The sequence below is a fragment of the Pseudorhodoferax sp. genome (assembly GCF_047601025.1).
GTDB lineage: Bacteria > Pseudomonadota > Gammaproteobacteria > Burkholderiales > Burkholderiaceae_C > Pseudorhodoferax.
This window is the reverse complement of sequence record NZ_JASGJZ010000001.1, coordinates 3,185,423-3,206,259: the sequence shown is the minus strand read 5'-3', so window position 1 is coordinate 3,206,259 and position 20,837 is coordinate 3,185,423. Positions and strand designations below refer to the sequence as shown.

Below are 20,837 nucleotides of genomic sequence, written 5' to 3'. Positions count from 1 at the left end.
GCAGTGCAGGCATCCAACTTGCATGGAAGGAGGGACTTTCCACTTCGAGCCACCGATGAACAAGCGCCACCTGCTCCAGTCTCTCCTCGCCGCATCGACCCTCGCCTTCGGCCTGCCGGCCCTGGCGCAATCCACGCCGATCAAGTTCCAGCTCGACTGGCGCTTCGAGGGCCCCGCCGCGCTGTTCCTGCAGCCGGCCGCCAAGGGCTACTTCAAGGCCGCGGGGCTGGACGTGACGATCGACGCCGGCAACGGCTCGGGCGGCACCGTCACCCGCGTGGCCTCGGGCGCCTACGACATGGGCTTCGCCGACCTGGCCGCGCTGATGGAGTTCCAGGCCAACAACCCCGACGTGCCGAACAAGCCCGTGGCCGTGATGATGGTCTACAACGACACGCCGGCCTCGGTCATGGCGCTGAAGAAGAGCGGCATCGCCAAGCCCGCCGACCTGTCCGGCAAGAAGCTGGGCGCGCCGGTGTTCGACGCCGGCCGCCGCGCCTTCCCGATCTTCGCCAAGGCCAACGGCATCGCCAACGTGCAATGGACCGCCATGGACCCGCCGCTGCGCGAGACCATGCTGATGCGCGGCGACATCGACGCCATCACCGGCTTCACCTTCACCTCGCTGCTGAACCTGGAGGCGCGCGGCGCCAAGACCGCCGACGTGGTGGTGCTGCCCTACCCGCAGTACGGCGTGAAGCTGTACGGCAACGTGGTCATCGCCTCGCCCCGGCTGATCAAGGAGAACCCGGCCGCGATCAAGGCCTTCCTGACGGCCTTCGCCAAGGGCGCCAGGGAGGTCATGGCCAACCCCGCCGCCGCCATCGAGTACGTGAAGGCGCGCGACGGCATCATCAACGTGCCGCTGGAGACGCGCCGCCTGCAGCTGGCCATCGAGACCGTGGTCGCCAGCCCCAACGCGCGCGCCGAGGGCTTCGGCCAGGTCGATCCGGCGCGGCTGTCGCTGATGGCCTCGCAGGTCTCCGACGCGTTCGGCACCAAGACGCGCGTGGACCCGGCGGCCGTCTGGAACGGCAGCTTCCTGCCGTCCAAGGCCGAGCTGGACGTGCTGCCGCCGGCGAAGAAGTGATGGCGCCGCCCGAAACGCCGTTCGTCGACTTCCGCGACGTCTGGCTGGCCTACAACGAACAGCTGCTGCGCGAGAACCACTTCGCGGTCGAGGCCATCGACCTGAAGGTGAAGAAGGGCGAGTTCATCGCCATCGTCGGGCCCTCGGGCTGCGGCAAGTCGACCTTCATGAAGCTCACGACCGGGCTGCGCATGCCCTCGATCGGCCGCATCCTGATCGACGGCCAGCCCGTGACCGGGCCGCTGAAGATCTCCGGCATGGCGTTCCAGGCGCCCTCGCTGCTGCCCTGGCGCACCACGGTGGACAACGTGCTGCTGCCGCTGGAGATCGTCGAGCCCTACCGCTCCACCTTCAAGCAAAAGCGCAAGGAGTACGAGCAGCGCGCCCGCAAGCTGCTGCAGAAGGTCGGCCTGGCGGGCTACGAGGACAAGTTCCCCTGGCAACTGTCCGGCGGCATGCAGCAGCGCGCCAGCATCTGCCGCGCGCTGATCCACGAGCCCAAGATGCTGCTGCTGGACGAGCCCTTCGGCGCGCTGGACGCGTTCACGCGCGAGGAGCTGTGGTGCATCCTGCGCGACCTGTGGACCGAGCAGCAGTTCAACGTGATCCTGGTCACGCACGACCTGCGCGAGTCGGTGTTCCTGGCCGACACCGTCTACGTGATGAGCAAGAGCCCGGGCCGCTTCGTCGTCAAGCGCGAGATCGAGCTGCCGCGCCCGCGCGAGCTGGAACTCACCTACACCAAGGAATTCACCGACATCGTGCTGGAGCTGCGCGGCCACATCGGCGCCATGCGCAGCGGCGCCGCCCGGCCGGCCGAGAACGCCCTACCCCAATGAACAAGAAGCACATCGAACTGTGGTCGCCCTGGCTGCTGCTGGCGGCCGTGATCCTGCTGTGGCAGATCGTCTGCGCCGGCTTCGGCGTCTCGGAATTCATCTTCCCCAGCCCGTCGCGGATCTGGGAACAGTTCTGGGAGTTCAAGGGCATCATCGCCGGCCACGCCTGGCGCACCTTCTGGGTCACGATGGCCGGCTTCGCGCTGGCCATCGTCGTCGGCGTGCTGCTGGGCTTCGTGATCGGCAGCTCGCGCCTGGCCTACGCCGCGGTCTATCCGCTGATGACGGCCTTCAACGCGCTGCCCAAGGCGGCCTTCGTGCCCATCCTCGTGGTCTGGTTCGGCATCGGCGTCGGGCCGGCGATCCTGACGGCCTTCCTGATCAGTTTCTTCCCGATCATGGTCAACATCGCCACCGGCCTGGCGACGCTGGAACCCGAGCTGGAGGACGTGCTGCGCGTGCTCGGCGCCAAGCGCTGGGACGTGCTGATGAAGGTCGGCCTGCCGCGCTCGCTGCCGTACTTCTACGGCTCGCTGAAGGTGGCGATCACGCTGGCCTTCGTCGGCACCACGGTGTCGGAGATGACGGCCGCCAACGAGGGCATCGGCTACCTGCTGATCTCGGCCGGCTCGGCCATGCAGATGGGCCTGGCCTTCGCCGGCCTGCTGACCGTGGGCGTGATGGCCATGCTGATGTACGAGCTGTTCAGCTTCGTCGAGAAGCACACCACGGCCTGGGCCCACCGCGGCTCGCAGGGCGGGTGACGCCTGTTCGCAGGCCCCGGAGGGCCTTCGGGTTTGATCGGATCGTCCACCACCGGCACCGGGTGCGAACATCGCCGCCCACTCTGGAGACCGACGATGCATCTGACAACCCGGCTCGTCGCGGCATGGATCGCCGCTGCAGCCCTCGGCGGCTGCGCCCAGCAGCCTGCCGGCTATGCCGAGAAGGCCGCCGCCCAGGCGGCCGCCAACGCCCAGCCCGGCCCGCGCCGCTCTCCGGCGCAGGTGAGCCCGCCGCCCACGGCCGAGGTGAGCCCGCAGATGCAGGCCCTGATCGCGGCGCCCTACCCGCCGCACTTCAACGCCGCGCCGGCCAGCGCGGCGGAGTGGAAGGAACTGGTCGAGCGCCGCGCCGCGCCCGTCATCGCCGCGATCCCGGCGCTGAAGGAGAAGCTGGGCGTCGACGTGCAGCCGACGCGCATCGCCGGCGTCAACGCCTTCGTCGTCACGCCGCGCACCATCGCGCCCGGCAACGAGCGGCGGCTGCTGATGCACGTGCACGGCGGGGGCTACGTCTTCGGCCCGCGCGAAGCGGCGCTGCCCGAAGCGCTGCTGCTGGCCGGCATCGGCGGCTACAAGGTGGTCTCGGTCGACTACCGCATGCCGCCCGACTTCCCCTATCCCGCGGCGATGGACGACGCCATGGCCGTATGGAAGGAGCTGGTGCGCACGCATCCGCCGCGCAGCATGGCCGTGTTCGGCACCTCCACCGGGGGCGCCATGACGCTGGCCCTGGTGCTGCGGGCCAAGGCCGAGGGCGTGCCGCTGCCCGGCGCCATCGCACCCGGCACGCCGTGGTCGGACATCGCCAAGGTCGGCGACACCTACCAGACGGCCGAATGGATCGACAACATCCTGGTCACCTGGGACGGCTGGCTGGGCCGCGCCGCGCTGCTCTATGCCAACGGCCGTGACCTGAAGGACCCGCAGCTGTCGCCCATCTACGGCGATTTCTCCGGCTTCCCGCCCGCCATCCTGACCAGCGGCACGCGCGACCTGTTCCTCTCGAACACGGTGCGCACGCACCGCAAGCTGCGCCGCGCAGGCGTGGTGGCCGACCTCAACGTGTACGAAGGGCAGTCGCACGCCCAGTACGGCAGCAACCCCGATGCCCCGGAAACGCGCGAAGCCTTCACGGACATCGCACGCTTCTTCGACCGACACCTGGCCCGCTGACGGCACCCGCCCTCCCTGCCCATGACCACTCCTGAGCCCATGCCCCTGGACGCGCAGCAATGCGCCCGCCACCTGCGCCGCGCCGACGCGGTGGCGCGCCGCGCCATGGCCATGGGCCGCCATCCGTTCGGCGCGCTGCTGCTGGCGCCGGACGGCGAGACCGTGCTGGCCGAGCAGGGCAACATCGACACGGTCAACCACGCCGAGTCCACGCTGGCGCGGCACGCGGCGGCCAACTACCCCGGCGACTACCTCGCGCGGTGCACGCTGGTCACCACCTTCGAGCCCTGCGCGATGTGCGCCGGCACCATCTACTGGGCCGGCATCGGCCGCGTGCTCTACGGCGCCGAGGAGACCGCGCTGCTGGCGTTGACCGGCGACCACCCCGAGAACCCGACGCTCGCCCTGCCCTGCCGCGAGGTGTTCGCGCGCGGCCAGCGCACGGTCGAGGTGCTGGGGCCGGTGGACGAGGTCGCCGCCGAGATGGTGGCCACGCACGCGGGCTTCTGGCAGGGCCACCGGACGCCGCCGCGTCGTTCAGGCGCCTGATCCGGCGGCGAGCACCGCTCGCGCGCCTCACGAACCGCGGCCTTCGATCGCGGCTGGCGGGTGCACGCCGGCTGCGCCGCGTCCACCACATCGCCGCTCCCAATGCCGACGCCACTGCGGCGCAGGCCGCGGAACATCTCGCGCCCGACCTGCCCATCGGTGGCACCGCCTCCCGGCCGTGACTTTGGTCAGCGGATGGGCCTCCTCCGGGGGGCTCTCCCCAATCCAAGGGACGCCCGCGGGACGCGGCGAGCCCACACTCCGCTCCCGCCTGCCACCTCCGCCCGGCCCCAGGTGCGCAGGCAAGCGCCGCCCCGATCTCCTTCGACCGGCGTCGATCACGGCCGGCTTCACAGGAGCGCAACCATGGCACAAGCCTATTTCGGCACGCCGTTCACCTTCACCCAGCCCGACGGCACCGACGTCCGGCTCATGGGCTGGGGCAACCAGTTCGACGCCGTCTTCGAAACCCCCGACGGCCATACCGTCGCGCTGGACCCGGCGACGGGCTTCTACCACTACGCCGAGCTGTCGAACGACAAGTCGCAGCTGCTGCCGACCGGCCCGCGCGTCGCCGGCGCGTCCGCGCCGGCGACGGGCCCCAAGCACCTGCGCACCACGCGCCAGGCCTCGCAGCTGCGCGCCCGCGCCGCGCACGCGGCCGACGGCGTCCAGCGGCGCTGGGAAATCCGGCGCGCGCAGCGCCGCGCGGCCATGGCCGCTTCGGCCGGCGCACGCGCCGCGACGCCGCCACCGGCGGCGGTGCCCAGCGGCGACGTCACCGGCCTGTGCATCCTCGTCGAGTTCCCCGACGTGTCGGGCACGATCACGCGCCAGGAGGTCGACGATTTCTGCAACCAGGCCGGCTACACCGGCTTCGGCAACCACGGCTCGGTGTTCGACTACTTCGCCAAGGTGTCGGCGGACCGCCTGCACTACCGCAACGTGGTCACCGCGTACTACACGGCCAAGAACGATCGCGACTACTACACCGACCCCAAGATCTCGTCCCGCCAGCGCGCGCGCGAACTGGTCGTCGAGGCGCTGACGGACCTGAAGGACAACGGCTTCGACTTCAGCGGCCTGACGGCCGACGCGTGGGGATTCGTCTACGCGCTCAACGTCTTCTACGCCGGCGCGTGCGTCAACAAATGGTCGCAAGGCCTGTGGCCGCATTCGTCGGCGCTGACGTCGGCGTTCCAGGCCACGCCGACGAAGCAGCTCCACGACTACCAGATCACCAACATGGGCCAGGAGCTGACGCTGCGCACCTTCTGCCACGAGAACGGGCACATGGTGTGCGACTTCCCCGACCTGTACGACACCGGCAACGAATCCGCAGGCGTCGGCAACTACTGCCTGATGTGCAACGGCGGCCCCGACAAGAACCCGGTCGAGGTCAACGCCTACCTGAAGAACGCAGCCGGATGGACGACGAGCCTGACGACCTTGCAGCCGTCGACCACCTACACGCTGCCGGCCGGCAGCAACGACTTTCTGATCCACCGGCGCAGCGCGACCGAATACTTCATCCTCGAGAACCGACAGCGCAGCGGCCGCGACGCCGGCCTACCCGACGCGGGACTCGCGATCTGGCACGTCGACGAGGCCGGCAGCAACAACGACGAGCAGATGACCGCGGCGCAGCACTACGAGCTGTCGCTCGAGCAGGCCGATGGGAAGTTCGACCTCGAGCACGGCGCCAACAGCGGCGACACCGGCGACCTGTTCGACGCCGCAACGGTGTCGCCGCGCTTCGGCGCCGCCACGGTCCCGGACTCGCGCTGGTGGGACGGCAGCGACTCGGCCCTGGAGATCACGTCGGTCTCGGCCTCGGCGCCGATGGTCACCGTGTCCACGGGCAAGGGCTCGGCGTTCGTGGTGAACGACTTCGGCTACGTCGCCGGAGGCTGGCGGACCGACATGCATCCGCGCTACATGGCCGACACCACGGGTGACGGACGCGCCGACATCGTCGGCTTCGGCAACGGCGGCGTGTACGTCTCGCGCGCCAACGCCGACGGCACCTACGGCGCGCCCCGGCTCATGGTCGCCAACTTCGGCTACGCCGCGGGCGGCTGGCGCGTCGACCTGCACCCGCGCTGCATGGCCGACACCACGGGCGATGGCCGGGCCGACATCGTCGGCTTCGGCAGCGGCGGCGTCTACGTCGCGCGCGCCGGCCAGGACGGCGCCTTCGCCGACCCGCAACTGGTGGTGGCGGACTTCGGCTACGCCAGCGGCTGGCGCGTCGACCGGCATCCGCGCGTGATGGCCGACACCACGGGCGACGGGCGCGCCGACATCGTCGGCTTCGGCAACGACGGCGTCTACGTCGCGCGCGCCGGCCAGGACGGCGCCTTCACCGCGCCGCAACGCGTGGTGGCGGACTTCGGCTACGCCAGCGGCTGGCGCGTCGACCGGCATCCGCGTGTCATGGCCGACATCACCGGCGACAGGCGCGCCGGCATCGTCGGCTTCGGCAACGGCGGCGTGTACGTCGCGCGCGCCAACGCCGACGGCACCTTCGGCCCGATGCAGTTCGTCCTGGCGAACTTCGGCTACGGCGCCGACGCCGGCGGCTGGCGCGTCGACCGGCATCCGCGTGTCATGGCCGACATCACCGGCGACGGCTGCATGGACATCGTCGGCTTCGGCAACGACGGGGTGTACGTCGCCCGCGCCAACGGCAGCGGCGGCTTCCATCCGATGCAGTTCGTCCTGGCGAACTTCGGTTACGGCGCCGCCGCCGGCGGCTGGCGCGTCGACCGGCATCCACGCTTGCTCGCCGACACCACGGGGAACGGTCGCGCCGACATCGTCGGCTTCGGCGACACCGGGGTGTACGTCGCCCTCGCCAACGGCAGCGGCGGCTTCGACGCGCCGCAACTCGTGCTCGCGAACTACGGCTACAACGCCGGTGGATGGCGGGTCGAGATGCACCCGCGCTTCGCCGTCGACACCACGGGCGACAAGCGCGCCGACCTCGTCGGCTTCGGCAACGACGGGGTGTACATCTTCCGGTGGTGAGGGGCGGGACGGCGGCACGCGGCTGCCGCCGCCGGCGGTGGTGAATGCCGGCCGGCTCGCCGCCACGCGGCCCCGGCGCCGCGGCCCGGCGCCCGTGTCGCGGTCAGGCCGCGTCCGGCTGGCCCAGCGCGTAGACGCGCAGCCGGTGCCCGTCCGGGTCCTGCGCGAGGAAGGCGTAGCCGAAATCCAGCCGCACCGGCGGCTGCACGATGCGCACGCCCTGCGCCTGCCAGGCCGCGTGCGCGGCCTCGACGTCGGCATCGGCCGCCACGCGGAATCCCAGTTCCGCGGCGCCGGCCCCGGCGGCGGGCGGCGGCGCCGGCTCCACGGTGTGGCGCGACCACAGCCCCAGCATCAGGCCGGAGCGCAGCGCGAACAGCGCGAACGTGGGGCTGGCCTCGACCGGCGCGGCGTCCAGCAGCGCGGCGTAGAAGCGCGCGCTGGCGGCCGGATCGTCGACGTACAGCAGGGTGTAGCTGGGGTGTTCCATGCAGGGCTCCCGGAAGTGGATGGTGGAGTGCCCATGCTAGGAACGGCCGCTGTCAGATCCTGTCAGCAGCGTGCGCTGGCGCGCCCGCCATTCCCGCAGCAGCGCCAGCCGGTGGCGCGGCATGCGCTCGGGCAGCACCTGCAGCGCGGCGATGCGGTCGGCGCGGAAATGCCGCAGGTCCTGCCGCAGCTCGCACCAGGCCAGCACGATGCGCACGCGCTCGAAGTAGCCGATGCCGAACGGCCAGACCACGCGGCGCGAAGCCGCGCCGGCCGCGTCGCGGTAGTCGATCGCCAGCTTGCGGCCGTCGCGGATCGCGCCGCGCACCTGCGCCAGGTCCACCCCGCCGGGCTCGGCCGCACCGCCGGGGCCGATCAGCAGCGTGGTCGCCTCCAGCTCGCGCCGCAGCCCGTCCGGCAGCACGGCGGCGATGCGGGCCATGGACTCGCGCGCGGCGGCGGCCAGCGTGTCGTCGCCGCGCGCGGCCACCCAGCGCATGCCCAGCACCAGCGCCTCGACCTCCTCGGCCGTGAACATCAGCGGCGGCAGCAGGTAGCCCGGCGCCAGCACGTAGCCGACGCCGGCCTCGCCGCGGATGCCGGCGCCCTGCTGCTGCAGCGTGGCGATGTCGCGGTACAGCGTGCGCAGGCTCACGCCCAGCGCGTCCGCCAGCGCCTGGCCGGCGACCGGGCGCCGGTGGCGCCGCAGTTCCTGCAGCAGCGCGAGCAGCCGGGCGGCGCGGGCCATGGGAGTGTCGGAAGGTGACCGGAGCGGCGGGCGCGGGGATGCGTGCGCCGGTTCAGAGCAGATGGTCGATCGGCAGGTGCGACAGCAGCCGCACCGCCAGCCGGCGGCCCCAGCCGGCGCCCGGCTCGCGCGCCACCAGCGTGCCGTCGGGCAATTGCCAGCGCAGCCGGCGCCGCCCGGCCAGCGACAGCCGGTAGGTGCGCTCGGGCAGGTCCTGCGCGAACTGGCGGGCCAGCTCCTGCGCCATCGCCGGGCTGTCGATCAGCACGCCCAGCTCGGTGTTCAGCCGCGCCGAGCGCGGGTCGAAGTTGAACGAGCCCACGAACACGCGCTCGCCGTCCACCGCGAAGGTCTTGGCGTGCAGGCTGGTGCCCGAGCTGCGGCCCAGCCGGCGGCCGCGCGGCAGGCCGTGCGCCTCCGGCAGCGCCCAGTCCCGCCGCATCTCCAGCAGCTGCACGCCCGCGCGCAGCAGCCAGCGGCGCCAGCGCGCATAGCCGGCGTGCACGGCGGCCACGTCGGTGGATTCCAGCGCGTTCGTCAGCACCGCCACCTGCACGCCGCTGCGCGCCAGCGCGGCCAGCTGCCGGGCGCCGCGGCGCAGCGGCACGAAGTACGGCGACACCAGGTACAGCGAGCGGCGCGGCGCCTGCAGCAGCTGCTGCATGCGGTTCCACAGCAGGTCGGCCTCGGCCACGCGGCCCAGCACCTTCAGCGGCGCGTCGCTGACCAGCGCCACGGGCGTCCATTCCAGCGGCGCGCGGCGCGCCAGCAGCTCCGTCATGAACGGCGAGCGCGACACCGCCTCGAGGTAGCTGTGCGCCGCGGCCGCCGGCGGCGGCTCCAGCGGCTGCGGCGCGGCGTGCACCGCCTCGCGCAGCGGCACGGCCGGTGCACTGTCCCAGTAGCGCTCGAAGTCCGCCGCCACGTCCTGCGCGGCCGGGCCGGCCAGCAGCACGTCCAGGTCCATGAACAGCGTGTCCACGGGCGCGCCGAAATACTCGTCGCCCACGTTGCGCCCGCCCAGCACGGCGACCTGGCCGTCGGCGGTGAAGGACTTGTTGTGCATGCGCCGGTTCAGCCGACCGAACTCGGTCAGGAAGCCGAGCCAGCGCCAGCGCCGGTGGCGGAACGGGTTGAACAGCCGCACCTCGATGCGGGGGTGCGCGTCCAGCGCGGCCAGCACGCCGTCCAGCCCGGCCGTGCCGTTGTCGTCCAGCAGCAGCCGCACCCGCACGCCGCGGTCGGCCGCGCGCTGCAGGGCCTGCGTCAGCAGCCGGCCCGAGAGGTCGTTGCGCCAGATGTAGTACTGCACGTCCAGCGTGCGCTCGGCCGCGTCGGCCAGCTGCATGCGCACGGCGAACGCGTCGCGCCCGTGCGGCAGCGCCAGCACGCCGGAGCAGCCCGGGTGCGCGCGCGCCAGCGGCTGCACGGCGCGGGCGATGGCGGTGTCGGTCGGATGGTCGCGGGCGGCGGTCGGACGGTCGGGCATGTTTCGGCCGATTCTGCCTGCACGTTCCGGCCGCCGGCAGACAAACCGTGTATGGAAGCTGACAGCAAAGTTACAGAAAAAGGCGAGACATGCGCCGCATCCGCCGCCACAATCGCGCGCACACCTTCGTGGAGGAAGCCATGTCGCTGGAGTATCTCGCCCGGCTCGAGAACGCGCACTTCCCGCTGCTGGTCCGCAAGGCCAGCGATGTCGACCAGGTGCGTGTGCTCAAGGCCGCGGAATGCATCACTGCCTCCGTGCCCCAAGGCCTGTTGAACATGCCGTTCGAAGACGTGGGCGAAGCCGTGGTGTTCGGCCTGACCGAACGCGGCGAGCGCGTGCTGCGCGCGGCCGGCCCGCCGCCGGAGCCGCCGCTGCAGCGCGGCCGGCGCCCGGCCGACGACTTCTGACCCCGCGCCGACGCGCACGGCCGCCGTACCGTCCCGCCGGGAAGCCACCAAGCCCCTGGCCCGGCTGCGGGCACTGCCTGCCGCCGCCGGCGCGGCGGGGCTCTGGTTAAATCGCGGCCATGTTGCACCGCAGAACCCTCCTGACCGCCGGCGGCACGGCCGCCGCGCTGGCGGCCCTGGGCTGGTCCGAGCAGGCGCTGGCGCAGGCCGGCCTGAAGCTCGGCCCGGCCGCGCCGTTCTCGTTCGACGCCCTCGTCGCGCGCGCCCGCGCACTGGCCGCCCGGCCTTACGCGCCGCCGCCGCCGCTGCCGCGCGAGGTGCTCGAGCGCATCGACTACGAGGCCCACGGCAAGCTCAAGTACAAGACCGACTTCGCGCTGTTCAAGGACGGGCCGGGCCCGTTCCCGGTGACCTTCTTCCACCTGGGCCGCTTCTTCCAGACGCCGGTGCACATGCACGTGCTGGACGCGGCCGGCGGCGCGGGCCAGGCGGCGCGCGCGCGCGAGATCCTGTACGACCCGGCGTACTTCGAGATGCCGGCCGACAGCCCGGCGCGCGCGCTGCCGCCGGGCGCCGGCTTCGCCGGCTTCCGCTTCCAGGAAAGCCGGCTCGGCGACCAGGCCAAGCTGCCCTGGCAGGGCAACGACTGGGTGGCGTTCCTCGGCGCCTCGTACTTCCGCGCGATCGGCGAGCTGTACCAGTACGGCCTGTCCGCGCGCGGCGTGGCGCTGGACGCGGCCGTGCACGGCAAGCCGGAGGAGTTCCCGGCGTTCACGCAGGTCTGGTTCGAGCCACCGGCCGACGGCAGCGACACCGTGGTCGTCTACGCGCTGCTGGAAGGCCCCAGCATCGCCGGCGCCTACCGCTTCGCGATGCAGCGCGCCAAGGCCGTGGTCATGGACATCGAGTGCCAGCTGTTCCTGCGGCAGGACGTGGCGCGCCTGGGCCTGGTGCCGCTGACCTCCATGTACTGGTATTCGGACAAGCTCAAGCCCTCGGGCATCGACTGGCGGCCGGAGGTGCACGATTCCGACGGCCTGGCGCTGTGGACCGGCGGCGGCGAGCGCATCTGGCGCCCGCTGAACAACCCGGGCGCCACCGTCGTCTCGGCCTTCGCGGACAAGTCGCCCAAGGGCTTCGGCCTGATGCAGCGCGACCGCGACTTCGACCACTACCTGGACGGCGTCTACTACGACCGCCGGCCCAGCCTGTGGGTGGAGCCGCTGTCGGACTTCGGCGAGGGCGCGGTGCAGTTGGTGGAAATCCCGACCGACGACGAGATCCACGACAACATCGGCGCGTTCTGGGTGCCCGCGGCGCCGGCCAGGGCCGGCAGCAGCCACAGCCTGCGCTACCGGCTGCACTGGGTCGCGGACGAGCCCTTCCCCTCGCCGCTGGCGCGCTGCGTGGCCACGCGGCTGGGCCGCGGCGGCCAGCCCGGGCAGCCGCGGCCGCAGGGCGTCACCAAGTTCATGGTGGAGTTCCTGGGCGGACCGCTGGCCGGCCTGCCGTTCGGCGTGAAGCCCGAGGCGGTGCTGAGCGCGCCGCGCGGCCGCTTCTCCTACGTGTTCACCGAGGCCGTGCCGAACGGCGTGGCCGGCCACTGGCGCGCGCAGTTCGACTACACGCCCGACGGGCCGGGCCCGGTGGACCTGCGGCTGTTCCTGCGCAACGGCGGCGAGACCTTGTCCGAGACCTGGCTGTACCAGTTGCCGTGACCCGTCCTCCCCGCGCTCCCTTTCCACTGCGCGAAGGGGAACACCGCCAGTGGCCTGGCACCGCCGGTTCCGCGGCGGTCGCCGGCACGGCCCGCCCCGTGGCCATCGGTGCGGTGGATACGGCCGTGCAGCGCCCGGTGGCGGCCTGATGGGCTGGCACGCCAGCCTGGCGCTGGACTACCGGCTGGAGGACGGGCGCAGCGTGGCGCGGCACCGGCACGACGGGCCGCTGCGCATCCTGCAGAGCCTGTATCCCGAGGGCGGCGCGGTCTGCCACAACGTGCTGGTGCACCCGCCCGGCGGGCTGGTCGGCGGCGACGTGCTGGACATCGCCGTCGACGCCGGCCCCGGTGCGCACGGCCTGGTCACGACACCCGGCGCGGCGCGCTTCTACCGCAGCGCCGGCGCGGCCGCGGTGCAGCGCACCCGGCTGGCGCTGGCCGGCGGCGCGCGGCTGGAATGGCTGCCGGCCGAGGCGATCTGCTACGACCAGTGCCGCGCCGAGAACCAGCTGGCGCTGCAGCTCGCGCCCGGCGCCGAGCTGATCGGCTGGGACGTCACGGCCCTGGGCCTGCCGCATGCCGGCAAGCCGTTCGTCCAGGGCACGCTGCGCCAGTGCCTGGAGCTGCCCGGCGTGTGGCTGGAGCAGGCCTGCATCGACGCCGGCGACCGCCTGCTGCTGGACGGCCCGCTGGGCCTGGCCGGCCGGCGCTGCCTGGCCACGCTGTTCTTCGCCTGCGGCGACAAGCTGCCGCGCGCGCGCCGCGAAGCGGTGCTGGAATCCGCGCGCGCGGTGATCGACGCGCACGAGCTGCGCGCCACGGCCGGCGCCACCAGCCCGCATGCGCAGGTCGTGCTGGTGCGCGCGCTGGCGCCGGTGGTCGAGCCGGCGATGGCGCTGCTGCAGCAGGTGCGCGCGGCCTGGCGCGGCGCCTGCTGGGGCCTGGCCGCCACGCGCCCGCGCATCTGGGCGATGTGAGAAACCGGCCCGCCGCGCGGCGCGGGCGGCCGCAGCGCAGGACCGAGGCGCTATGCTCGCGCGAGCCTTCGCACGCCCGACCGCCATGCCCGACCTGCCGCCGAGCCGCCTACGCCCTTCCCGCCCCGCCGTCCGGCCCGCGCTGGCGGCCGTGCTGGCCGCCCTGGCCCTGCTCGCGCCGGCCGCGCGGGCCCAGGGCGCCGGCGCCGTGCCGCTCAGCTACGCGGCCGCGCGCGCCGGCATGCTGGAGCGCTCGGACCGCCTGGCCGCCGCGCGCGCCGGCGTGGAGGCCGGCGAGCTGCAGTCGCGCGGCCTGGCCGGCCTGGGCGGCCCGTCCATCAGCATCTCCGGCGCGGCCTACGCCTACGGCCTGCACCTGCAGCCCGACCTGTCGGGCCTGAGCGAAGGGCTGGGCCAGATCGCGCTGCCGGGCCTGGGCGCACTGCTGCCGGTGCCGCTGCCGCAGCTGCCCCAGCTGGTGTCCGACGACCTGCTGCACCGGCACGACCAGCGCGCCTCGGCCTCGGTCTCGGCGGTCTGGCCGCTGTACCTGGGCGGCGCGACCGACGCGGCGCGCGGCATCGTCGCCGGCCAGACCCAGGAGGCGCGCGCCGATGCCGAGCAGGCCACCGCCGAGTCCGACACGCTGCTGGCGCAGCGCTACTTCGGCGCCCAGCTGGCGCAGCGCGCGGCCGACCTGCGCGCGCAGGCCGAGCGCACCATCGCCCAGCACGACGCCGCCGCGCAGAAGATGCTGGACGCCGGCGTGATCTCGCGCGTCGAGCGGCTGCAGGCCCAGGCCGCCTACGAGGACGCCAGGCGCCAGGCCGCCAAGGCGCGCGACGACGCCGAGCTGGCCGCCACGGCGCTGGCGCGCACGGTGCACGCGCCCGGGCCGGTGGCGCCGGACACGCCGCTGTTCGTGCTCGCCGAGCCGATCGAGCCGCTGGGCTACTTCCTTGACGCCGCGATGACGCGCCACCCCGGCCTGGCCAAGGTGGCGGCCAAGAAGCAGCAGGCCGAGCAGCTGCACGCCGGGCAGGAGGCGCTGCGCCGCCCGCAGGTGTTCGCCTTCGGCACGCGCCAGCTGCGCGGCAGCGACGCGAACTGGGTCGCCGGCATCGGTGCGCGCTGGACCCTGCTCGACGCCCTGGACCGCAACGCGCTGGCCGCCGCCTCGCTGAAGAAGATCGAGCAGGCCGAGCGCAGCGACGCCCAGGCGCGCAGCGACATCGCGCTGCTGGTCGAGCGCAACTGGCGCGCGGTGGAGAACGCGCGCCGCCAGGTGCTGGCCATGGCGCCGGCCGAGGCGCTGGCGCGCGAGGTGCTGCGCCTGCGCACCGCCGGCCTGCGCGAGGGCACCAGCACCACACTGGACCTGATCGACGCCGAGACCCGGCTGGCCCAGGTGCTGACCGAGCGCGCCCAGGCCGCCAACGACTACGTGCAGGCCCTGGCCCAGCTGCTGCAGAGCGCCGGGCTGGGCGAGCGCCTGCCCGACTACATCGCCCGTTCCGACATCCGGCTGGAATGAACCCATGCGCAACGAGACGCCCTCCTCCCCCCGCCGCCGCGGCGGCGCCGTCCTCCCCCTCGCCATCGGCGTGGCGGTGCTGGCCCTGGTCGGCTGGGGCCTGTGGCAGGCCAGCCGGCCGGTGCCGGTGCCGATCCAGGGCCAGATGGAGGCGCGCGAGACCGACGTGGCCGCCAAGATCCCCGGCCGCGTGGCCGAGGTGCTGGTGCGCGAGGGCGACCGGATCGAGGCCGGCGGGCTGATCCTGCGGCTGGACGCACCCGAGGTGCAGGCCAAGCTGGCCCAGGCCACGGCCGCCCAGCAGGCCGCCCAGGCCGTGGCGCGCAAGGCCGAGCAGGGCGCGCGCCCGCAGGAGATCGAGATGGCCCGCATGCAGTGGCAGCGCGCCGAGACCGCGGCCGAGCTGGCGCGCAGCTCTTGGCGCCGCGTGGACAACCTGGCGCGCGAGGGCCTGGTGGCCGCGCAGAAGCGCGACGAGGCCGAGGCCAACTGGAAGGCCTCACGCGACGCCGCCATCGCCGCCCGCGCGCAGTACGACCTGGCGCGCCAGGGCGCCCGCGCCGAGGACCGGGCCGCCGCCGACGCGCAGGCGCGCCAGGTCGCCGGCCTGGTGGCCGAGGTCGAGGCCGCCCACGCCGAGGCCGAACTGCGCAGCCCGGTGGCCGGCGAGGTGGCCAAGGTGCTGGCCCGCGCCGGCGAGCTGGTGCCGCAGGGCGTGGCCGCCGTCACCGTGGTCGACCTGTCCGACCAGTGGGTCGTGCTGAACGTGCGCGAGGACGCGCTGGCGCGCTTCGCCGTCGGCAGCGAGTTCGACGCGCGCCTGCCCGCGCTGGCCGACGCCGGCCGCGCCCGCTTCAAGGTCCGCTACAGCGCGCCGCTGCCGGACTTCGCGACCTGGCGCGCCACGCGCGGCGGCGCCGGCTTCGACGTGCGCACCTTCGAGGTCCACGCGCACCCGCTGCAGCCGATCGCCGGCGCGCGCCCCGGCATGAGCGTGCTGGTGGACTGAAGTGGACCACCCCGGTGTTCGCGCCGCGCGCTGTGCCCGCCCCCTCCAGGGAGCGGCGCCTGCAGTCCGGCCAAGCCGGCCCGCGGCGCCCGCTGGCATGGCCTGCTCCGCGGCTGGTCGAACCGCTGCCTGCGGCCCGGTTTCATGCGCTGCGGGTGGCGCGCCAGCGCCGTGAAGAACTGAAATGAAACCACCCCGTTTGGACTTCTCACTGCGTGTAGAAGTCCCATCCCCCTCAAGGGGCGCACCCGGCGGCCTGGCAGAGCCAGTTCCGCGGGTGCACTTGCATGGCCTGCTCCGCGGCCTTGTGAACCTTTGCCTGCAAGCCGGTTTCATGCCTTGCGGGTGGCGCGCCGGCGCCATGGAAAACTGAGATGCCCGGTTTCAGCAGCAGCCTGCGCCGCGAGGCCGGCCGCCTGGCGGGCCAGCCCTGGGAGCTGGCCATGGTCAGCTGGGTGCCGGCGCTGGCCGTAGCGCTGCTGTGGTGGATCTTCTCGGCCGGGCTGCCGACGCAGCTGCCGATCGGCGTGCTCGACGAGGACCATTCCGCGCTGTCGCGCCAGTTGGTGCGCTGGCTGGACGCCACGCCCGGCCTGCGCGTGGCCGAGCGCTACGCCGACGCGGCCGAGATGCAGGCGGCGCTGCGCGCCGGCCGCGTGCAGGCCGCCGTGGCGCTGCCGCGCGGCCTGGCGCGCGAGGTCAAGCAGGGCCGCACCGGCCAGGCCGTGCTGCTGGACAACGCCCAGTTCGGCACCCACTCCAGCCTGATCCAGCGCGACGTGCGCACCGTCGTGGGCACGCTGTCGGCGGGCATCGAACTGGGCGTGCGCAACAAGCGCGGCCAGTCGCCCGCCGCCGCGCGCGCCGCGCAGGAGCCGCTGCGCGCCAGCATGGTGGCGCTGTTCAACACCGCCACCGACTACGAGCGCTTCCTCGGCGCGGCGCTGATCCCGGCCGCGCTGCACATCCTGGCCATGACGGCCGGCGCCTGGGCCGTGGGCCGCGAGCTGCGCGACCGCAGCCTGGGCGGCTGGCTGGGCGCGCGGCCGACCGTGGCCGAAGCGCTGGCGGCGCTGGCCGGCAAGCTGGCCGCGGCCTGGGCGCCGCTGGCGGCCGTGGGCCTGCTGGGGCTGCTGTGGATCACCGCCGGGCGCGGCTGGCGGCCGGCCGGCTCGCTCGGCTGGACGCTGGCGGCGCTCGCCATCTTCCTGGCGCTGTCGGTGGCCATGGGCGCGTTCTGCGCGGCGGCCACGCGCTCGCTGCGCACGGCGCTGTCGGCCACGGGCTTCATCACCGCGCCGGCCTTCGCGTTCGGCGGCATGGGTTTCCCGCTGCTGGCCATGCCGCCGCTGGCGCGGCTGTGGGCGCTGGCCCTGCCCTACACCCACTACGCGCGCGTGCAGACCGAGCAGCTGCTGATGGGCGCGCCGCTGCCGCTATCGCTGGCCGCGCCGCTGTGGATGCTGCTGGCCACGGCCGCGCTGCTGGCGGCCAGCGCCTGGCTGCTGCGCCGCGCGGCGGGCGAGCCGGCCACCTGGGGCAAGCGGTGAGCCGCTTCGCCCAGGCCTGGCGCCAGACCCTCGCCGCCGTGCTGGGCGACGCGGGCGTGCTGCTGATCCTGCTGGTGGCGCCCGTCCTGTACGGCTTCTTCTACCCCTGGCCCTACGGCACCGAGGTCGTCACCCGCGTGCCGGTGGCCGTCGTCGACCAGGACCGCACCGGTCTGTCGCGCCAGATCGTGCGCTTCGCGCAGGCCAGCCCGCGCATGGAGGTGCGCTTCGTCACCGGCGACCTGCAGCAGGCCCGCATGGCGCTGTGGCGCGGCGAGATCGAGGGCTACGCGCTGCTGCCGGCCGACCTCAAGCGCGACGTGGTGCGCGGCGCGCCGGCCGTGGTGCCGATCGAGGGCAACGGCGCCTACGCGCTGCTGAACAAGGCCGTCTCCTACGGCTTCGCCGAGGCCGTGGGCACGGTGTCGGCCGGCGTGGAAATCCGCAAGCTGCAGGCCGCCGGCCAGGGCGCCGCCCAGGCCATGGCCAGCCGCAACCCGCTGGACCTGCAGATGGTCCACCTGTTCAACCCCACCGAGGGCTACGGCAGCTACGTGGTGCCGGCCGTGGCCCTGCTGATCCTGCAGCAGACGCTGCTGATGGGCGCCGCCATGCTGGCCGGCACCTGGGCCGAGGCCGGCACGCTGCGCGCCCGCCCCGCCGCCTGGCTGGGCCGGCTGGCCGCGCTGAGCGGCTGCGGGCTGCTGACCGGCGCCTTCTTCTTCGGCTGGGTGTTCTGGCTGCAGGACTACCCGCGCGGCGGCAACCCGGCCGGCGCGCTGGTGCTGCTGCTGTGCTACGTGCCCACGGTCTGCGCGCTGGGCCTGCTGCTGGGCTGCTGGCTGCGCGACCGCGAGCGCGCGCTGCAGGTGCTGCTGTTCACCGCGCTGCCGATGGCGTTCCTGTCCGGCTTCTCGTGGCCGGCGCAGGCGCTGCCCGCGCCGCTGCAGGCGCTGGCGCAACTGCTGCCGAGCACCAGCGCGATCCAGGCCGCGCTGCGGCTGAACCAGATGGGCGCGCCGCTCGCCGACGTGGCCGGCTGGCTGCTGACGCTGGCCGTGCTGGGGCTGGTGCTGACCGGCGGCCTGCTGTGGGCCGGGCGGGAGCGCGCCGCGCGAGCCCGGGTGCGCTGACCACCCCGCCGCCGCCGGCCTCCTCCATGCAATTCGTGCTCGACGTCCCCACCATGCTGCTGATGACGGCGGCGGCGTCCCTCGCCATGGCGGGAGCCATGGCGACCGTGCGGCCGAAGCGCCGCGAAGGCATCGGCCTGTGGGCGCTGGGGCTGGTGCTGCACGCCGCCACCTACGTGCTGTACACGCTGCGCGGCACCGCGCCCGGCTGGGCCAGCATCGTGCTCGCCAACGGCCTGCTGTCCGCCACCTTCGCGCTGGTGCTCGCGGCCGTGCACCAGTTCCAGGAACGGCTGCTGCCCTGGGCCCGCATGCTGCTGCCGGTGCTGGCCACGACGCTGCTGTTCGCCGTGTTCATCGACGACTACCGCGCGCGCCTCATGGTGATGGGCGTGCTGGCGCCGCTGCAGCTGGGCATGGCGCTGTGGTCGCTGTGGCGGCCGCACCGGCCCGCCCAGTGGCGCAGCGCGGCCCTGCTCTCCGCCGGGCTGGCGCTGCAGGTCGGGCTGCTCGCGATGCGCGGCATGCTGGCCGCCACCCACGCCATCCCGGCCGAAGGGCTGATGCGCGGCGGCCTTCTGCAGTCCTTCACCTTCATGGCCACGTTCGTCGTGATCATCCTGTCGTCGCTGGGCTTCATCCTGATGGCCAAGGACCGCGCCGACGCGGCCAACCGCTACCTGGCCACCCACGACGGGCTCACCGGCGTGGCCAACCGCCGCGCGCTGCTCCTCGCGCTGGAGCGCGACGTGGCGCGCACCGTGCGCACCGGCAAGCCGTATGCGCTGCTGATGCTGGACATCGACCACTTCAAGGCCATCAACGACAGCCACGGCCACGGCGCGGGCGACGCCGTGCTGCGCCACGTCGCCGCCGTGCTGCAGGCGCGGCTGCGGGCGCAGGACATGCTGGGCCGCTACGGCGGCGAGGAATTCCTGGTGCTGCTGCCCGACACGCCGCTGCGCGGCGCCGCCCGGCTGGCCGAGACGCTGCGCGAAGCCGTGGAACAGGCGCCCTGCGCCTACGGCGGCCGCAGCCTCGCCGTCACGGCGAGCATCGGCGCCAGCAGCATGCACATGGCACCCGGCGACAGCGTGGACCCGCTGGTCCAGGCAGCCGACCTGGCCCTCTACGCCGCCAAGGCCGCGGGCCGCAACCGCGTCGAATGCGCCACCCCGCAGCGCGGCCCCGGGCCGAAAGCCGCCGCGGCGGGATGACCGGGGGTCCACGCCTTCGCCCTACGGGCTGGATGGCGATGGAAGCGCCGCTTCAGCGGCGGGCGCCGATGGCATGGAGCCCGGCCGCACCGCACAGTGGCGTCGGCTCGAAGGAATCACCGGGCCTCGTCATGCCTGTGAAGATCCATTATCAGCAAGGCGATGCTTGCGAGCCGGCTGCCGTGGGCGCTGCTTTTCAGAAACCGACTGGATGATGGTCGTGAGTTCAGGCGCCTCGCGGAAGGCTTGCTCCACAGGCGCCATCGCCTCCGCAATCAGCCGCATGACCGGCGCGCTCGACAGTTGCTCCGGCACCATCTTGGCAATGCCCCGGATGTGCTTTCCTTTACCTTGCAGGAGCGAATCCGGGTCCGACAACGCGTTCCCCTTGGCAAAGAACAGCGTGACCCAGCCAGGATAAGCCGCCAGCGACAAAACGGCCTCGGACGAGCGACCCGAAGGCCCGAAGGCAAATACCAAGGCGTTGTAGTTGTCGTAGACCAGCTCGAAGCCGCGCGGAAAGAAACTCCTGATCTTTGCGCGACAGGCACGAATAGAGGCTGCCATTTCCGGCGTGTACCTGGCAATGAACTCCGCTATCTGGCGTTCTGGATCAGTTCGCTGCATGGCGTCCGACAAAAGAATCACGCTGCACTGTGGCGCCGCGTCGACTTGAATGAATTCCCGGCTTCGCCTAGGAGAAGAGCACCGTGAACAGGACCAGCCCCGTCAACAGATACAGTTCGATCTTGTCGATTTTCTGCACCGAAGACAGATCCGCAGGGGCCGATCCGATTCCGCGCGAAGCAAGCCACTGCCTGCATTTCCGACAGTAATGCACCGTGCAGATCACCCAAGGAATCCCGAAGAAAAGGAACATGACTCCCACCCCCGACCAATCATCCTTCTTGGCGAAGGGCAACTTGCCACATAAAGCGCAACGGACAGCCAATACAGGACGACATTCCATTCTTATTTCCCAGGCCTCTTCGCCAGCGCCGATCGGCAATTTGCCGACTACTTCATTTCCCCAATACGCGATACGGAATGCGGACATCCCTGGGTCGCAAGCTGCAAGCAACAGGCGCATTGCAA

Annotated in this window: 19 protein-coding genes; 14 read left to right on the top strand and 5 right to left on the bottom strand. The window is 72.9% G+C overall.

What is annotated here, in order from left to right:
• The first annotated feature begins 55 nt into the window (after positions 1-55).
• The 6 genes from QM782_RS15050 to QM782_RS15025 all read left to right on the top strand — a co-directional run bounded on the left by QM782_RS15050 (position 56) and on the right by QM782_RS15025 (position 7,466).
• Positions 56-1,090 (top strand): ABC transporter substrate-binding protein, encoded by a 1,035-nt coding sequence (locus QM782_RS15050; RefSeq protein ID WP_415203715.1) that lies wholly within the window; start codon positions 56-58, stop codon positions 1,088-1,090.
• Positions 1,090-1,929, top strand: coding sequence for an ABC transporter ATP-binding protein (locus QM782_RS15045; protein WP_415203714.1), 840 nt, complete (start codon positions 1,090-1,092; stop codon positions 1,927-1,929). The genes QM782_RS15050 and QM782_RS15045 overlap by 1 nt, the downstream gene beginning before the upstream one ends.
• On the top strand, positions 1,926-2,693 hold the full coding sequence (locus QM782_RS15040) for an ABC transporter permease (RefSeq protein WP_415203713.1): 768 nt from the start codon (positions 1,926-1,928) through the stop codon (positions 2,691-2,693). Before QM782_RS15045 ends, QM782_RS15040 begins: the two co-directional genes overlap by 4 nt.
• A gap of 96 nt (positions 2,694-2,789) precedes the next feature.
• Positions 2,790-3,887 carry an alpha/beta hydrolase fold domain-containing protein gene (locus tag QM782_RS15035; protein ID WP_415203712.1) on the top strand — a complete coding sequence of 366 codons (1,098 nt, stop codon included), beginning with the start codon at positions 2,790-2,792 and terminating at the stop codon, positions 3,885-3,887.
• 21 nt (positions 3,888-3,908) lie between these two features.
• Positions 3,909-4,436 carry a nucleoside deaminase gene (locus QM782_RS15030; RefSeq protein WP_415203711.1) on the top strand — a complete coding sequence of 176 codons (528 nt, stop codon included), beginning with the start codon at positions 3,909-3,911 and terminating at the stop codon, positions 4,434-4,436.
• Between the two features lie 366 nt (positions 4,437-4,802).
• On the top strand, positions 4,803-7,466 hold the full coding sequence (locus tag QM782_RS15025; protein ID WP_415203710.1) for a M6 family metalloprotease domain-containing protein: 2,664 nt from the start codon (positions 4,803-4,805) through the stop codon (positions 7,464-7,466).
• Between the two features lie 103 nt (positions 7,467-7,569).
• Here QM782_RS15025 and QM782_RS15020 read toward each other — a convergent pair whose 3' ends face one another.
• Genes QM782_RS15020 through QM782_RS15010 form a run of 3 tightly spaced genes read right to left on the bottom strand, consistent with a single transcriptional unit; the run spans position 7,570 to position 10,192 of the window.
• On the bottom strand, positions 7,570-7,956 hold the full coding sequence (locus QM782_RS15020) for a VOC family protein (protein WP_415203709.1): 387 nt from the start codon (positions 7,954-7,956) through the stop codon (positions 7,570-7,572).
• A 36-nt stretch (positions 7,957-7,992) separates the two neighbouring features.
• On the bottom strand, positions 7,993-8,703 hold the full coding sequence (locus tag QM782_RS15015; RefSeq protein ID WP_415203708.1) for a helix-turn-helix transcriptional regulator: 711 nt from the start codon (positions 8,701-8,703) through the stop codon (positions 7,993-7,995).
• A 52-nt stretch (positions 8,704-8,755) separates the two neighbouring features.
• On the bottom strand, positions 8,756-10,192 hold the full coding sequence (locus QM782_RS15010; protein ID WP_415203707.1) for a phospholipase D-like domain-containing protein: 1,437 nt from the start codon (positions 10,190-10,192) through the stop codon (positions 8,756-8,758).
• An 89-nt stretch (positions 10,193-10,281) separates the two neighbouring features.
• Here QM782_RS15010 and QM782_RS15005 point away from each other — a divergent pair, with 89 nt between their 5' ends.
• The 8 genes from QM782_RS15005 (at position 10,282) to QM782_RS14970 (ending at position 19,742) form a co-directional block, all read left to right on the top strand.
• A complete protein-coding gene (locus QM782_RS15005; RefSeq protein WP_415203706.1) occupies positions 10,282-10,602 on the top strand; it encodes a hypothetical protein in 321 nt (106 codons plus the stop codon).
• Between the two features lie 119 nt (positions 10,603-10,721).
• A complete protein-coding gene (locus QM782_RS15000) occupies positions 10,722-12,320 on the top strand; it encodes a glucan biosynthesis protein (RefSeq protein WP_415203705.1) in 1,599 nt (532 codons plus the stop codon).
• A gap of 148 nt (positions 12,321-12,468) precedes the next feature.
• A complete protein-coding gene (locus QM782_RS14995) occupies positions 12,469-13,299 on the top strand; it encodes an urease accessory protein UreD (protein ID WP_415203704.1) in 831 nt (276 codons plus the stop codon).
• Positions 13,300-13,384: 85 nt separating this feature from the next.
• A complete protein-coding gene (locus QM782_RS14990) occupies positions 13,385-14,833 on the top strand; it encodes a TolC family protein (protein ID WP_415203703.1) in 1,449 nt (482 codons plus the stop codon).
• 4 nt (positions 14,834-14,837) lie between these two features.
• Positions 14,838-15,842: an HlyD family secretion protein gene (locus QM782_RS14985; protein ID WP_415203702.1), complete on the top strand. Its 1,005-nt coding sequence runs from the start codon at positions 14,838-14,840 to the stop codon at positions 15,840-15,842.
• A gap of 374 nt (positions 15,843-16,216) precedes the next feature.
• Entirely contained in the window at positions 16,217-17,392 is a 1,176-nt protein-coding gene (locus tag QM782_RS14980; RefSeq protein WP_415203701.1) for an ABC transporter permease, read from the top strand.
• Positions 17,389-18,525, top strand: coding sequence for an ABC transporter permease (locus tag QM782_RS14975; RefSeq protein WP_415203700.1), 1,137 nt, complete (start codon positions 17,389-17,391; stop codon positions 18,523-18,525). Before QM782_RS14980 ends, QM782_RS14975 begins: the two co-directional genes overlap by 4 nt.
• 26 nt (positions 18,526-18,551) lie before the next feature.
• Positions 18,552-19,742 (top strand): GGDEF domain-containing protein, encoded by a 1,191-nt coding sequence (locus QM782_RS14970; RefSeq protein WP_415203699.1) that lies wholly within the window; start codon positions 18,552-18,554, stop codon positions 19,740-19,742.
• Between the two features lie 129 nt (positions 19,743-19,871).
• On the opposite strand, the gene QM782_RS14965 is transcribed toward QM782_RS14970, so the two are convergent.
• Together QM782_RS14965 and QM782_RS14960 are read right to left on the bottom strand one after the other, a co-directional pair.
• A complete protein-coding gene (locus tag QM782_RS14965; RefSeq protein ID WP_415203698.1) occupies positions 19,872-20,369 on the bottom strand; it encodes a hypothetical protein in 498 nt (165 codons plus the stop codon).
• A gap of 67 nt (positions 20,370-20,436) precedes the next feature.
• Positions 20,437-20,832, bottom strand: coding sequence for a hypothetical protein (locus QM782_RS14960; protein WP_415203697.1), 396 nt, complete (start codon positions 20,830-20,832; stop codon positions 20,437-20,439).
• Positions 20,833-20,837 lie beyond the last annotated feature (5 nt).